Genomic DNA, 14,358 nt, shown 5'->3' with positions numbered 1-14,358 from the left:
CTTTTTGTCTCAGTGGTGCTGCACGGTTGTCCGCAGGACCTCGGGTCCACTCGGACGCTCTACGTTCGGTCCGTCTTCCGCGGTTACGAACACGTCAAACGTCTGGTAAGGGGTAGTTCCAGCCAGGCTACCTTCCAAGTCGCTGTTCACTGCCAAAGTTCCGGCCTTCTCGACGTCTTTACCGCGTGGTTGAACCCAAACCACGTACACACTCTTCGCCGGAGTCAGCGCATCCGGACGGGCCAGGTGCTTGGCATGAACCGCGAAACGAGTGTTGCCGTTCCGGTCGTGATTGTAGGAGACTTTTCCCATCGCCGCCGGAAACGCCGCACTTCCGGTCATCGGTACATCCTCAGCAAAAGCTGAGGCCGCCACCCCAACTACCAGCAATATCGCAATCGTTAAAACTGCTCTCTTCATGTTTTTTGCCCCCGTGCAGCTACGATGGCGGGAGTAGATGAGGGTGTTGTCTGCTGATGGCGTAAGTGCGCAGGAGCTCTGCAGGAGAGTAGCTGCTGCTGGCCCTCTGAGATGCGGGCCTCCGGCGGGAAGTCACGCCACGTCCGAAGCGGTGACCGCCTCTCCCGAGCCGCCTTCCAGCTCCGGTTCTTCTTCCCAATCTATCTGCAGGGTCCGTGCGGTTGTGTCTATGGATCCGAGCTCCGGAATTTCACTGCTCACCGGTGCTCCCAACTCTGCAAACTTGCGGGCCGAGACCAGCACACGCGTCTCGAAGGAGCCTACAGCCTTGTTGTATGACTCCACCGCGTTGTCCAGGCCCCGTCCTACCGCAGCAAAGTGGCCGGCCATGCTGCGCAGCCGATCGTAGAGGATCTTTCCAAGCTCGCTGATCTGGTGCGCACTCTCGGCGATCTTCTCCTGACGCCATCCGTAGGCCACGGCGCGCAGCAGCGCAATCAGCGTAGTCGGAGAGGCTGGTATCACCCGCTGGTTCACGCCCTCTTCGATCAATCCGGGATCTTGTTCCAGGGCCGCACTGAAAAAAGTCTCGCCCGGCAGGAACATGATCACAAACTCGGGCGTTGCCTCGAACTGCTCCCAGTACGCCTTGGAACTAAGCTGCTTCATGTGATCTCGTACCTGCCGCGCGTGGTCTTCCAGCTTGGCGCGGCGCACCGAGTCATCCTGCGCTTCCACCGCTTCCAGATACGCTTGCAGCGGCGTCTTCGCATCCACCACTACGTTTTTTCCGCCCGGCAACTTAATCACCAGATCCGGCCGCAACCGCTTCTCAGTCGTGGTGATGGTGAGCTGCTCATCGAAGTCGCAATAGGGAAGCATGCCGGCGATCTCCACCACGCGGCGCAACTGAATTTCTCCCCAGCGACCGCGCACCGAGGGTGTGCGCAGTGCGCGCACCAGGTTACCGGTTTCCGCCCGCAGATTCTCCTGCGTTCCGATCAGCGACTTCACCTGCTCGCTGAGCGATCCGTACGCCTCGCCCCGGCTCTTTTCGATTTCTCGAATCTGACTATCAAACTTGTCCAGCGACTCGCGGATCGGAGACACCAGTTCCTCCACCGCTTTCTGGCGCTTCTCTAAATCACCCCGAGCCTCAGATTGATATTTCTCCAGCGTGGTTCGTGCCAGGTGCAGAAAGGATTCGTTGTTGCTGCGCAGGGCCTCGGCCGAGAGCGCCTTGAAGGCATCGCCCAACTCGTCCTTGGCGCGGCTCAGCAGCTCCAATTTCTCCTCTGCCGTCTTGCGCTCGTGTTCCAGGGTGGCTTGCAACCCAGCCATTGCCTCACGCAGGGAGGCGTTCGCGCCAATCAGGGTCTTGGCCTCAGCTTGTGCGCCTTTCAATTCCTGCTCCACGTCCGCCAAGCGCTGCCGTAGCGCTGCGGACCGTGAGCGCACCCAACCCCAGGCCAGTAGGCCCAAACCTAACCCCCAGGCCACTCCCACAAACACGCTTCCCATGGTTTCCTCCGGACTGGTTATCGGGGATTGTAGGACGGCCCAAGGGCGAAGAAAAGGGAAAAGTGCCAGCTCCCACTAAAATTCTGAGGATATTTGGGGTAAAGTGCTTACGTCCATTCCTATGTTGCACATCCGACTCTCTGTTCTAACCCTGGTGGCCGCGCTGACGCTCGGTCTCCCACCCCAAGTCGCAGCGCAAGTAAACGCCGCCGCTGAGCAGGAGCTCTTCCGCCTGCTCAACCAGGAGCGCGCGCGGGCCAAGCTGCCGCCCTGGGCGCTAAACCCCCAGCTCCGCGCTGCAGCGCGTGCCCACGCCCGGCTCATGGCCGAGCATAGGGGCCTCTCCCATAAATACGCGACCGAGTTGCCACTGCAAGAGCGACTGGCCGCAACCGGCTTGCGCTCTGATCGCGTCGCAGAAAATGTCGCCTACGGCGAAAGCGCTGCTGAGGCTCACGCCGGCCTGATGGAATCACCGCCGCACCGCGCTAACATCCTCAATCCCACGTATGACACTCTCGGCATTGGCGTGGTCCGCAGTGGAGACCTGCTGTATGTGGTGGAAGATTTCGCCCATGTGCTGCGGGAGTATTCATCCCCCGAACTGGAAAAAATCGTCGCCACCCGCGGCCTCGAGCTTCGCTTCCAGGCACATCTGCCAAGACTGCCGCAAAAACCCGGAGAGGAGCTACGCCGGCAGGCTTGTCTCATGGCACATCAGGACAAATTGGAATCCCAGGCCATATTGAAGCTCCCCGGGGTGCGTCGCGCCGTGACCTTCACCACAACCCAGCCAAAAGACCTCCCTCCATCTGCCCGGGAGGCCATTCTCTGGCCGGAGGCAAAGGCCTTTGCCGTGGGTGCCTGTTTCGCGCGCTCCCCCAGCGCTCCCGGCGGGACCAACTGGATCGCTCTCGCCATTTATTGAGCACGTAGGCAACCTCACGCGGGCACAGGCGCCCTCGCCTGTGCAGGCGAGCAAAGCTCGCCCGGGTTCGGAAGAGACAGACTAACGTAGGCCCACGCGCCCTCGCCCCTGTCGCGAGTCACGTAGGCACAGGCGCCCTCGCCTGTGCAGGCGAGCAAAGCTCGCCCGGGTTCGCCTGTGCAGGCGAGCAAAGCTCGCCCGGGTTCGGAAGAGACAGACTCACGTAGGCCCACGCGCCCTCGCCTCTGCAGGCGAGCAAAGCTCGCCCGATTCGAAGCCAAGAGACATCGGCCCTCGCGCCCGGGCTATGCTAATCTGCACTTTAGGATGCCCGAAAACATCCGTTTCGGAACTGCGGGCTGGTCGTACAAAGACTGGGAGGGAATTGTCTACCCCTACGAGCTGAAGCAGCGCAAGCAACATCCCCTGGAATATCTCGCGCAGTTTATTGATGTAATCGAGATCAACACTTCTTTCTACGGGCACATGCGTCCCGAGCTGGCAAAGCTCTGGTGTATGAAGGCCGCGTCCGTGAATCCCGATTTCGTTTTTACCGCCAAACTTCACCGTTCATTTACGCACTCTCCGGTTGCGGTGATCGAGGCCACTTCAGCCGAAACCATCCGGCCTACCGACGACGATGAGATTCAAGCCAAAGAAGGCCTGGATGCGCTCGCCTCGCAGCGCCGCCTCGGCGCTTTGCTCATCCAGTTTCCGGTTTCCTTCAAGAACACTGATCGCAATCGCGACTACCTCGATTGGCTGTTGCGGCAGTTCATCGAGTATCCGCGCGTGGTGGAGGTGCGCCACTCGAGCTGGAACAATCCCGACACGCTGAATTACTTTCTCCAGAAAAATGTCGGCTTCTGCAACATAGACCAGCCAGTGCTCGGAAACTCACTCGCACCCACGCAACACGTCACTTCTGAAATCGGCTATGTGCGCCTGCACGGCCGCAATTACGACCAGTGGTTTGATTGCGACAATCGCAACGACCGCTACAACTATCTCTACCGCCCCGATGAGCTGGAGAGCTGGAAAGGCAAGGTCCAAAACATCGCCGATAAGTCACAGGTGACTTACGTGATTGCCAATAATCACTTCCAGGGCAAAGCTGCGGTCAACACGCTGCAATTGAAACATCTCGTCACCGGGCGATCCGTGAAGGTGCCGGAACTGCTTGCCCAGCGCTATCCCGAATTGGAAAAACTCTCCTCACCTAGTCCCGCCTGGCAGGACACTGCCTGAGAAATATATTTTCATTGAAACTTTCCTCTCTCTCTCCGCGTACCTGAGTGCATGAATGAAGTCGGACATGGGGTGACAATTTCTAACCACCCACGTCCAACCACTGAACCGAGAACGCAGATTACTCAAGGAGGAAAGTCATGGGAGCAGAATATAACTGGGTGATGGACAGTGTGCCGATTCGGGTTGCGATTAATGTAACGCTATTCGGTTTCTGGCTGGCAGGCTGCGTCGCTTTGCTGGCAATCTGATGAACTCGAAAACAGAACAGAAAATCGCGCCGCAGTGAAACCTCAACTTCGTTTCACTCAGCCTGACAGCTGGACTGGGAGAGCATTTCCCGCTGCATGGTCATTCTGAGTGAAGCGAAGTTGAGGATTTTCAGCGGGCCGGCTTTAGCGTTTGCCATAGCGCCCAGAAAAGATGCGGCATTAGCCGCTGAGGCTACTCACTGCTTCCTTCGCGGCATAGTGGGCTTCCACGTAGTCGTCCAAAATCTTAATAAACTCCGCCACGATCTTATCGCCGCGCAACGTTGTCATTAACCGTCCATCCACGAAGACTGGCGCCTTCGGCTCCTCAAATGTTCCGGGAAGTGAAATGCCAAGGTTGGCATGCTTGGATTCGCCCGGCCCGTTCACCACGCAGCCCATTACCGCGACCTTCATCTCTTCCACGCCGGCATAACGTTCTTTCCAGGTCGGCATCTGGTCGCGCAAATAGGACTGTATTTGCTCCGCCATCTCCTGGAAAAACGTACTCGTGGTGCGTCCGCATCCCGGGCACGCCGTCACCTGCGGGGTAAAGCTGCGAATCCCAAGCGACTGCAGAATCTGCTGCGCCACCCGCACTTCCTCTGAGCGGTCGCCGTTCGGGGCTGGCGTGAGCGACACCCGAATCGTGTCGCCAATCCCTTCCTGCAGCAGCACGCCGACCGCGGCAGTGGAGGCGACCACCCCCTTCATGCCCATGCCCGCCTCCGTCAATCCAAGGTGCAGCGGATAGGAACAGCGCGCCGCCAACTCGCGATACACGTCAATCAGGTCCTGCACGCCGCTGACCTTCGCGCTGAGGATAATCTGGTCAGCCCGCAGTCCGTACTTTTCCGCCAGCTTCGCAGAATTTAATGCGCTCACCACCATCGCTTCCATGGTGACTTCGCGCGCATCGCGCGGTTCTTCCAGCCGTGAATTCTCGTCCATCATGCGGGTGAGCAACGCCTGGTCGAGCGATCCCCAGTTCACGCCGATGCGGACCGGCTTTTGGTTCCGCACCGCAACCTCTATCATGATGCGAAAATTGTCGTCGTCTTTGCGCCCAACGCTGACGTTCCCTGGATTGATGCGGTACTTGGCTAGCGCCTGAGCGCACTCAGGAAACTTCTTCAGAAGTAAATGTCCGTTGTAGTGGAAGTCGCCGATGATCGGTACCCGAACGCCCTGTTTTTCGAGTTCATGAGCGATCCGCGGAACCGCGGCAGCGGCGGCCTCGTTGTTCACCGTGACCCGCACCAGTTCTGATCCCGCGCGCGCCAGCGCCGCAATCTGCTGCACCGTCCCGGCGACATCGGCGGTATCGGTGTTGGTCATCGACTGCACCACGACTGGTGCATCGCCGCCGACGCGTACCCCGCCAATGTTGGCAGTTACGGTTTTTCTACGCTGTATTTCTGCCATGCTGGAAATGTCAGTTTAGCACGCGCATTTGAACGCGTAGGGGCAGCCGCCCTCGGCTGTCCGGGCGAGCTTCTTAGCACGCGGATTTGAAAGCGTAGGGGCAGCCGCCCTCGGCTGCCCTGGCGAGCTTCGCTCGCCAGCACAGGCGCGGCGCCTGTGCCTGGTATCTGCGGAAGTCCTGAAAAGCTGTGCTCTTATGGCAGACGCTGCGCCAATCCTGGCAGGGTCTTCACCAGGTCGTTGTAAATCACCACCACCGCGAACAATACCAGGAAAAGAAACGCCACCTGGTACACCCGCTCTTTTACGCGCAGACTGATGTCCCGCCGCAGAAGACCTTCAATGAAGATCATCAGGATCACGCCGCCATCCAGAATCGGAATCGGGAACAGATTGAAGACGCCCAGATTCAGGCTGATCATGGCCGCGAGCTGCATCAGGGGTGCTAGCCCTTCGCGGGCTGCCTCTCCCGATGCTCTGCCGATCCCAATCGGTCCTTCAATCTGCCGAATGGAAATCTTGCGGCGCACCATCTTCTGCACCAATTCGACTATCAGGAATGAATTTCGCTTGTTTTCCTGCAGCGACTTGGTAAACGCCGCGCCCAAAGGCAGCTTGGTGACCTCCGATGGGTCGGAGCCGATGCCTACCCGCCACCGCTTTTCTCCTGTGCCCTGGATCTCTGCCATCTCCGGCGTCATGGTCAGCTTTTTCTCCTGACCCTGCCGCACGATGGTAAATTCAACGCTCTTCCCGCCATTGTCTTGCAAGTAGCGGATAAGCCCTGGAATGGAACGCATTGGCTGCCCATTCACCGCCACAATGTCATCGCCGATCTGCATACCCGCTCTGTCAGCTGGCATTCCAGGTTCGAGAGTGGTTACGGTATTAGGCTGGTCGGGTAGCCATCCGGGATTGCCAACCTGCTGGGGTCCCGCTGCTTCCGGCGTAATCGTCCTCGTGAAGACTTGGCCGCCGCGCTGGATTTCAACCCTGACTGGCTGATTAGGGCTTAGCGCCATTTTTGGGATTACCTGCTCCCAGGTCGGGTTCTGTAACTCGTCCAGGCGCACGATCCTGTCCCCGGTCTGGATACCAGCTTTGGCGGCCGGCGAGTCTTCCAATACCCAGCCGATTACCGCCGGTTTGTCCAGGTACATAGGACGCTGGTAATGCGTAGCAAATACTACAGTTAGCAACACCACAGCCAGAATGATATTCATCGCTGGCCCGGCCACGGCAATCAGGAACCGCTGCCAGCGGGGATGGGACATGAACTCTCCCGGATCACCGGTACGCGGTTCCATGGGGTTCTCGCCGGACATTCGCACATACCCGCCTAGGGGAATGGCGCTTATGCGGTAGTCGGTTTCACCCTTCCGAAATCCCGCCAGACGGGTCCCGAAGCCAATCGAAAACACCTCGACCCGCACACCGAACCATTTGGCCATGGCGTAGTGGCCAAACTCGTGTACCAAGATCATGATTCCAAGCACTACAGCGGTCGCCGCGACCGCGATCAAAAAGTGAGACATAAGTTGGAAGTTACTCTCCGTGTCGGATTGCCGAAGCGGTCCGCGGCATGAGGGATGTGCTGCGGCTCAGGCGCTGCACCAATTGTTGGGCGGTCCGGCGCGCCTCTGCGTCCGTTAATAATACCTCTTTAATAGATTCAGGATTCCGTCTTTCAGTTTCACTTAGTACCGCCTGAATCACCTCGGGAATCTTGTCAAAACGGATGCTCCCCTCCAGGAAAGCCCCCACCGCTATCTCATCGGCCGCATTCAGGGCGATCGGCAGCGAGCCTCCGGCCTCCGCCGCCTCATACGCGAGGCTCAGGCAAGGAAATTTTTTCAGGTCAGGTGGGCTGAAGTCCAGGTGTCGCAAGTCCATGACCGGGAAGCGGAATTCCGAAGGTATACGCTCCGGGTAGGTCAAAGCGTAGAGGATCGGCAGGCGCATATCGGTCACCGAGAACTGCGCCAGGATGCTGCCATCCACAAATTCCACCATGGAGTGGATCGTGGATTGGGGGTGCACGATCACTTGCACCTTCTGCGGCGGAATAGCAAATAAATGGCAAGCTTCGATAACTTCAAAACCCTTGTTCATTAGGGTTGCGGAATCAATCGTGATCCGCTGCCCCATTTTCCAAGTGGGATGGTTGAGTGCCTGCTCCACTGTGATTGAAGCAAAGGCTGATTTGGGCGTATTCAGAAACGGTCCGCCCGAAGCGGTCAACCAGATCCGCTCCACCTCCTCGAGGCGACCGCCGCGCAGGCATTGATGAATGGCATTGTGCTCGCTGTCGATCGGCAACAGCGGCTTGCCCTGGCGTCGCGCTTCAGCGACCAGTAACTCACCCGCAGCCACCAGGCACTCTTTGTTGGCCAGACCAACCGACTTAGCCGCCTTCACTGCCTCGTAGGTTGCTTCCAGGCCGCCTACACCAACAATAGCGCTGACCACAAAATCTACTTCAGGGTGCGTGGCCACGCGTACGTTGCCCACCGGACCGTGCACGACTTCAATACTTAGTCCATCGCGCTTGAATCGGGAGTGAAGCTGTTGAGCGTCGGCCTCACTCGCCAGGGAAACAATTTTTGGCTTCCATCGTTTTGCCTGCTCGTACACCGATTCAAGGTTTCGGCCGGCTGCCAACCCGACCACACTAAAACGCTCCGGATAGCTCTCCACAACGCTGAGGGTGCTGCGCCCGATGGAACCCGTCGAGCCCAGAATGGCAATTCGTTTCATTGAGTGATTGACTCAGTTAGAAATTGAGTCATTTGAGGACTCACAGGTCGCGGCAGCGAGACGAATCGTTCAATGACTAAAATGTCCGATGACTAAATGGTTTCAACAGGATCGCGTCATTGATTTAAGACATGACGCGCCAGGCCGCATAGTACCACAGCACCGGGGCCGCAAAGAGCAGTGCATCAATGCGGTCCAACATCCCGCCATGACCGGGCAACAGTGTTCCGGAATCTTTAACACCTGCGCCACGTTTGATTAGCGACTCCACCAGATCTCCAAGTTGCGCAGCTACATTAATCACAGCAGTCAATAACAGGATCGGCGCCAGCGCAGGCCGCTCCAGCGCAAAAAAACCGTCCCTACGCTCAATCAGGTGCGCCTGCAAAAGCCAGAGGCTGATCGGTTGTGCGTGCATCAGAAACAGCCCACCCACCAGCAGACTGCCAAGCATCGAACCAAACGCGCCTTCCCAGGTCTTTTTCGGACTGACCCTCGGCGACATCAAATGCCTTCCCAACCCGCGGCCGATGTAATACGCGAATGTATCTCCCGCCCAAACCACCAGCAGCACATAAACCAGCAGGATCGCTCCTGCCCATTGCTGCCGAACCTGCACCAGAAACGCCAGCGGAAGCGCGACGTAACAGAAGCCAAACACCGAGGCCGCTGCTGCCGGCAGGGATGTGGACAAATTCTCTCGCAGCATTCCGATAACCAGGAATACGAACGGCGCCAACCCGGCGGCAAACGCGGTCGTATAAATAAAGGTGCTGGTGGCGAGCAACGGCGTTCCGCTTAGCGGATTCAGAGCGAGAAACAGAAACAGCAGCGCCACATAAATGTAGGTGGCATTCCAGAACGGTGTCACCCCGTAGCCCTGGGAAAGCTGCAGAAATTCACGCGTGCTCAGTAGAGCCACAACTGCCACTACCACGGCCAGCAGCGGAACCGGCGCCCGCAGCACAAGAAGTAAAACTACAGGGATCAGGACCACGGCCGTGGCGACGCGCTTCATGCGTCCCGGTTACGATCCATTTGTTGAGGCGGTCAATGTGCCTTTGGAGTGCGCATTGCCCAAGCCGCCGTAGCGCCGCTCACGGTTCTGATATTCCGCTATCGCCTCCAGCAGGTGCTGGCCGCGGAAATCAGGCCACAGCGTAGGAGTCACGTAAATTTCTGCATAGGCGAGCTGCCAGAGTAAAAAGTTGCTGAGCCGCATCTCGCCGCTGGTGCGGATCACCAGATCAGGATCGGGCAAGTGTCGCGTGTAAAGATGCCGCGAGACCGCCTGCTCATCAATTTGCAAGTGTTTTATGCCGCCGTTACTCGCAGCTGCCTGCACCATGGCGTTGAAGGCGTCCACCAGTTCGGAGCGTGCGCTGTAGTTCAACGCCAGCGTCAGCACCATGCCGGTATTGTGTGCAGTCGCTTCACGCGCCCACTGCATGCGGTCCTGCACTTCCGGCGCGAGCTCATGCTGCCGACCTATGTATTCCAGCCGGATATTGTTCTTATTAAGGGTAGGTACTTCTTGCCTTAGGTATCGCTGCAACAGCCGCATCAGAAACATCACTTCTGTCCGCGGCCGCCGCTTCCAGTTTTCTTCGGAGAATGCGTAAAGCGTCAGGGCAGGCAGGTGGACTCGTGCCGCTGTCTCTATCGTGGAACGTACCGCAGCAACCCCGGCGCGATGGCCCGCGATCCGCGGCAGGTGCCGCCGATGGGCCCATCGCCCATTGCCGTCCATAATGATGGCGATATGTTGTGGGAGCCGTTCTGGGTCAAGCCGAAGGTAGATTTCCGCTTCCTTGCGGTCCAGGCCGGCAGGCACTTTCACGTGCAACGATCGTTACCTCTACTGCTCTCGACCCTAGCATACACCTGCGCTTCTTGCAATGAATCAGCAGGTTACGCGCCTGCCCGCAGACCAGCGGTCGATCACTGTGCCTCCCGGGCTTCCTCCGGCACGATCTCCAGTTCCAGTTTTTGGGGGCCGCGCAGGACCGTGACAAGCGCCCGAATTCCCACGCGTGTCTCCGTCAGTAAGCGATGCAGATCGTCAACGCCGGCGATCGCCTGACCGTCTATAGCGACTACCAGGTCGCCGTCGTGCAGCCGCGCCCGTTCCGCCGGGCTGCCCGGTTCAACCGACACCACCACGATCCCGCCTTCCTGTGTGAGCCCGTGATACCGCGCCAGGCGCCGCGGCAGCGGCACTGTCTGCGCCACCACGCCAATGTAGCTACGCCGGATGCGGCCATCCCGAAGCAGCCGGCTGGCCACGAACTTCGCCGTGTTGATCCCAATCGCAAAGCAGATGCCCTGTGCCGGCAGGATGGTCGCCGTGTTCACCCCCACCACGTGGCCCGCCGCGCTCACCAGTGGCCCACCCGAGTTTCCCGGATTCAAGGCTGCGTCGGTCTGAATCACATCGTCAATCAGCCGACCAGACCGTGAGCGCAGAGATCTTCCCAACGCGCTCACCACGCCAGCGGTCACCGAGTATTGAAACCCGTACGGATTGCCAATCGCGATCACCAGCTGGCCTACGCGAATCTGCTGCGAGTCACCCAGCGGCGTCGCCACCAGCGTCGGCGCATCAATGCTGATCACTGCCAGGTCGGTCGCGGGATCATCGCCAACCAGCACTGCAGGGAGGCGCCGGCCATCATTCAGCGAGACCTCGATCCGGCTCGCGCCATGCACCACGTGGCTGTTGGTCACGATCAGCCCGTCCGGCGTGAAGATAAACCCGGAGCCTCCGCCCCGCGCCTCACCGCCCTGACCGCGCCGGCCCGTCACCCGATGCCGCACCTCAATATTCACCACCGACGGACTAACGTGCTCCGCGGCGCTCACCACCGCCTGCGAATAGGCATCCAGCAGCTCGGCAGAGTTGTCGCGGGTATTAATACTCGACGTGCCGCTCGGCGCGCCACCATTCAACTCCGGCGTCTCGCCAGCCAGCGGTGAAGAATTTAGAACAGAATCATCTAGGCTCAGAACTTCAATATCCATGACCTAGAGATGTTGCCGGACTCGCTGCGGATTCAGACCGCCAGCCTCCGCAAACCGTTCGTCGAGACGTGACACAAGCGCTAGCCGATCATGAACGAGATCTTCCGAGATCGCACAAGGCGGCAACAACCGAAGCCAGCCCCGCAGGGGCGGAACAACCGTAAGGGCAATCGAGAACGAGATCTTCCGAGGTCCGCTAATGAGCGAGATGTTACAAGACCCGATCATGAACGAGATCTTCCGAGATCGCACAAGTCGGGAACAACCGAGAACCAGCCCCGGAGGGAGGAACAACCCAGAACCAGCCCCGCAGGGAGGAACAACCGTAAGGGCAACCGGAACGAGATCTTCCGAGGCCCGCTAATGAGCGAGATGTTACGAGACCCGCTAATGAACGAGATCTTCCGAAATCGCACAAGTCGGGAACAACCGAGAACCAGCCCCGGAGGGAGGAACAACCTTAAGGGCAACCGGAACGAGATCTTCTGAGGCCCGCTAATGAGCGAGATGTTACGGGACCCGCTAATGAACGAGATCTTCCTAGATCGCACAAGGCGGGAACAACCGATAAATCCAGCCCCGGAGGGGCGGAACAGCTTTTAGCCCAGCGCGTGAGCGCTGGGTACGCGTCCCCCAGAAAGTTGGTGAGCCCCGGAGGGGCGACACAAAACTGCCCGCACAGCCATCACGCCGATTCCGCCGGCGTTGCCGCGCTGCCGTCCAGGCCCAACTCGCCGGCGATGGTCTTCATTGCGTCAATGCAGGTGGTGATGTGCTGGTCGAGGTCAATGCCCAATTCGGCGGCGCCGCGGGTGATGTCGTCACGGTTGACGCTACGAGCGAAGGCTCTGTCCTTCATCTTTTTGCGGACCGAGCGCGCGTCCACCTCGGCCAGCGACTTGCTTGGCTTGACCAGCGTGATGGCGGTGATGAATCCGGCAAGCTCGTCGCAGGCAAAGAGGGCCTTTTCGAGATCGGTCTGGCGCGGGACGCCGCTGTAGTCGGCGTGGGAAAGAATGGCGTTGCGGATTTCCTCGGGGTAGCCGCGCTCTTTGAGGATTTCGCTGCCTTTGAAAGGATGGTCCTGGAGGCTGGGATAGCGTTCGTAGTCGAAATCGTGAATCAGGCCGACTACCGCCCACTTGGCTTCGTCCTCGTTGAAGTGGCGAGCGTAGGCGCGCATGCAGGCCTCGACGGCCAGAGCGTGCTTGCGCAAACTTTCCGACTGGGTGAACTCAGTTAGTAAACACCAGGCGGCGTTGCGATCGGTGACGAGCTTCTCCGGGTTTTCTCCGGTTTTCATGGGCGTTTTTTCCGGAATTATAGGATTCAATTATGTTTTCCACCGAAAATTGTCTTGACAGTGCTGCTGCTATACCGCAAATTACGGCTCAGCAATTGAACAGTAGTTGGTGCAAGTGCCTGCTCTGGCACCTCCCAACCCCAGATGGCCACAACACTCGCTCCCGTAGATTCACGGGAAGTAGTGAGATGCGACCGCTGCCACTTAGTCCAATTCCTAACCAACAATCACCTGTGCCGGCGCTGCCATATATCGCTGGACGAGCCGGAGCCGGAAATCGCGGCCATGCCAGAACCGGCAATCGCGCCGCCGTGCCGCAGCAACCTGCCAGGACACCTGCAGCTGGCATCGTCGATTCGGTCGTTACGGCACCGGAATGGGCTCAGCCAACGGCAACTGGCGCTACGCATGAACGTGCCGCGGACCTACGTCTCAAAAATCGAGAACGAGAAGGCCACGCCGACGCTTTCGTCGCTGGAGCGGCTGGCGCGTGCCCTCGAGGTCACCGTCCCCGACCTGCTCAATGGCGGCGAACGCACACGCCAGGAGGAGATCCGCGAGCTGATCGAAGACAACTTTATAGCAGAGATGTTGCCGTTTCTTTCGAAGCTGAGCGCGATGCAGCTCAATAGCGTGCTTGCACAGGTGCGCGATTTGACGTTAAGGCCGAGAAGGAGTTCCTAGTCGCGGACAGGAGTGTCCGCGCTACATGAATTTAATCCGGGCGCAACGCCAGCCGGGCCGGAGCGAAAGCTCCGGCCTTTTTGTGTCGCCCCTCCGGGGCTCACCAACTTTCTGGGGGACGCGTTCCCAGCGCTTACGCGCTGGGCTAAAAGCTGTTCCGCCCCTTGCGGGGCTGGTTTCGGTTGTTCCCGCCTTGTGCGATCTCGGAAGATCTCGTTCATTAGCGGGTCCCGTAACATCTCGCTCATTAGCGGGTCTCGGGAGATCTCGTTCCCGGTTGCCCTTACGGTTGTGGGCCCCTCCGGGGCTGGTTCTCGGTTGTTCCCGCCTTGTGCGATCTCGGAAGATCTCGTTCATTAGCGGGCCTTCGTAACATCTCGCTCATTAGCGGGTCTCGAAGATCTCGCTCATTAGCGGCCTCGGAAGATCTCGTTCATTAGCGGGTCTCGGAAGATCTCGCTCCCAATTGCCCTTACGGTTGTTCCTCCTTGGCGGGGCTGGATTCCAGTTGTGGGTATATTTGTGGGATCGCGGAAGATCTGATTCCTGGTCCGCCGGTCATCCTGAGCAAGGGCGTTGAAGCTAACTGGCAGCATTTGGATCTCGGAAGATCTAATTTATGGTCGGGCCACCGGCCATCCTCAGCACGGCAGATTTATCGCAACGCTTCGGCCACTTTTCCGCTGGCGATCAGCTTGGAGAGACGTTCGAAATCGCCTGACATCGCGCGGTCTTTGTCCACGCTGGGGCAGACGGAGCGGATGGCGGTGTGAGCGGCCAGTCCGCGCTTGCTGGTCTTG

At 58.9% G+C, this 14,358-nt stretch carries 12 protein-coding genes; 3 read left to right on the top strand and 9 right to left on the bottom strand.

Translation table 11 applies throughout. The features are described from left to right. Positions 1-9: 9 nt before the first annotated feature. The gene (locus VFA76_01050) at positions 10-420 is read right to left on the bottom strand and encodes a hypothetical protein (GenBank protein HZR30423.1); all 411 of its coding nucleotides are present in this window, start codon (positions 418-420) and stop codon (positions 10-12) included. Between the two features lie 132 nt (positions 421-552). Next, positions 553-1,941 carry a DNA recombination protein RmuC gene (rmuC, locus tag VFA76_01045; protein ID HZR30422.1) on the bottom strand — a complete coding sequence of 463 codons (1,389 nt, stop codon included), beginning with the start codon at positions 1,939-1,941 and terminating at the stop codon, positions 553-555. 103 nt (positions 1,942-2,044) lie between these two features. Here rmuC and VFA76_01040 point away from each other — a divergent pair, with 103 nt between their 5' ends. Both VFA76_01040 and VFA76_01035 read left to right on the top strand, forming a co-directional pair. Next, positions 2,045-2,869 carry a CAP domain-containing protein gene (locus tag VFA76_01040; protein ID HZR30421.1) on the top strand — a complete coding sequence of 275 codons (825 nt, stop codon included), beginning with the start codon at positions 2,045-2,047 and terminating at the stop codon, positions 2,867-2,869. A 327-nt stretch (positions 2,870-3,196) separates the two neighbouring features. Then, on the top strand, positions 3,197-4,117 hold the full coding sequence (locus VFA76_01035; GenBank protein HZR30420.1) for a DUF72 domain-containing protein: 921 nt from the start codon (positions 3,197-3,199) through the stop codon (positions 4,115-4,117). A 431-nt stretch (positions 4,118-4,548) separates the two neighbouring features. Here VFA76_01035 and ispG read toward each other — a convergent pair whose 3' ends face one another. From ispG to VFA76_01000, 7 genes are all read right to left on the bottom strand, one after another. Then, positions 4,549-5,793, bottom strand: a complete 1,245-nt coding sequence (gene ispG / locus VFA76_01030) for a flavodoxin-dependent (E)-4-hydroxy-3-methylbut-2-enyl-diphosphate synthase (GenBank protein HZR30419.1) — start codon at positions 5,791-5,793, stop codon at positions 4,549-4,551. Between the two features lie 194 nt (positions 5,794-5,987). Next, positions 5,988-7,328 (bottom strand): RIP metalloprotease RseP, encoded by a 1,341-nt coding sequence (gene rseP / locus VFA76_01025; protein HZR30418.1) that lies wholly within the window; start codon positions 7,326-7,328, stop codon positions 5,988-5,990. A gap of 10 nt (positions 7,329-7,338) precedes the next feature. Beyond that, entirely contained in the window at positions 7,339-8,550 is a 1,212-nt protein-coding gene (locus tag VFA76_01020; protein ID HZR30417.1) for a 1-deoxy-D-xylulose-5-phosphate reductoisomerase, read from the bottom strand. A 124-nt stretch (positions 8,551-8,674) separates the two neighbouring features. After that, positions 8,675-9,568: a phosphatidate cytidylyltransferase gene (locus VFA76_01015; GenBank protein HZR30416.1), complete on the bottom strand. Its 894-nt coding sequence runs from the start codon at positions 9,566-9,568 to the stop codon at positions 8,675-8,677. Between the two features lie 9 nt (positions 9,569-9,577). Continuing rightward, positions 9,578-10,390: an isoprenyl transferase gene (locus VFA76_01010; protein HZR30415.1), complete on the bottom strand. Its 813-nt coding sequence runs from the start codon at positions 10,388-10,390 to the stop codon at positions 9,578-9,580. 101 nt (positions 10,391-10,491) lie between these two features. Continuing rightward, a complete protein-coding gene (locus tag VFA76_01005; GenBank protein HZR30414.1) occupies positions 10,492-11,571 on the bottom strand; it encodes a trypsin-like peptidase domain-containing protein in 1,080 nt (359 codons plus the stop codon). Between the two features lie 685 nt (positions 11,572-12,256). Beyond that, positions 12,257-12,874, bottom strand: coding sequence for an HD domain-containing protein (locus VFA76_01000; protein HZR30413.1), 618 nt, complete (start codon positions 12,872-12,874; stop codon positions 12,257-12,259). 144 nt (positions 12,875-13,018) lie between these two features. Between VFA76_01000 and VFA76_00995 the strand changes: the two genes are divergently transcribed. Then, entirely contained in the window at positions 13,019-13,558 is a 540-nt protein-coding gene (locus tag VFA76_00995) for a helix-turn-helix transcriptional regulator (GenBank protein HZR30412.1), read from the top strand. Positions 13,559-14,358 lie beyond the last annotated feature (800 nt).

The sequence above is a fragment of the Terriglobales bacterium genome, assembly GCA_035651655.1.
In the GTDB taxonomy this organism is placed as follows: domain Bacteria; phylum Acidobacteriota; class Terriglobia; order Terriglobales; family Acidobacteriaceae; genus DASRFG01.
This window is presented reverse-complemented; position numbering and strand designations above follow the sequence as displayed.

Bases quoted from the DNA above. Each gene is read 5' to 3' on its own strand.
- VFA76_01050 (HZR30423.1), bottom strand. From the start codon at position 420: ATGAAGAGAGCAGTTTTAACGATTGCGATATTGCTGGTAGTTGGGGTG.
- VFA76_01015 (HZR30416.1), bottom strand. From the start codon at position 9,568: ATGAAGCGCGTCGCCACGGCCGTGGTCCTGATCCCTGTAGTTTTACTT.
- ispG (HZR30419.1), bottom strand. From the start codon at position 5,793: ATGGCAGAAATACAGCGTAGAAAAACCGTAACTGCCAACATTGGCGGG.
- VFA76_01020 (HZR30417.1), bottom strand. From the start codon at position 8,550: ATGAAACGAATTGCCATTCTGGGCTCGACGGGTTCCATCGGGCGCAGC.
- VFA76_00995 (HZR30412.1), top strand. From the start codon at position 13,019: ATGGCCACAACACTCGCTCCCGTAGATTCACGGGAAGTAGTGAGATGC.
- rmuC (HZR30422.1), bottom strand. From the start codon at position 1,941: ATGGGAAGCGTGTTTGTGGGAGTGGCCTGGGGGTTAGGTTTGGGCCTA.
- rseP (HZR30418.1), bottom strand. From the start codon at position 7,328: ATGTCTCACTTTTTGATCGCGGTCGCGGCGACCGCTGTAGTGCTTGGA.
- VFA76_01005 (HZR30414.1), bottom strand. From the start codon at position 11,571: ATGGATATTGAAGTTCTGAGCCTAGATGATTCTGTTCTAAATTCTTCA.
- VFA76_01035 (HZR30420.1), top strand. From the start codon at position 3,197: ATGCCCGAAAACATCCGTTTCGGAACTGCGGGCTGGTCGTACAAAGAC.
- VFA76_01000 (HZR30413.1), bottom strand. From the start codon at position 12,874: ATGAAAACCGGAGAAAACCCGGAGAAGCTCGTCACCGATCGCAACGCC.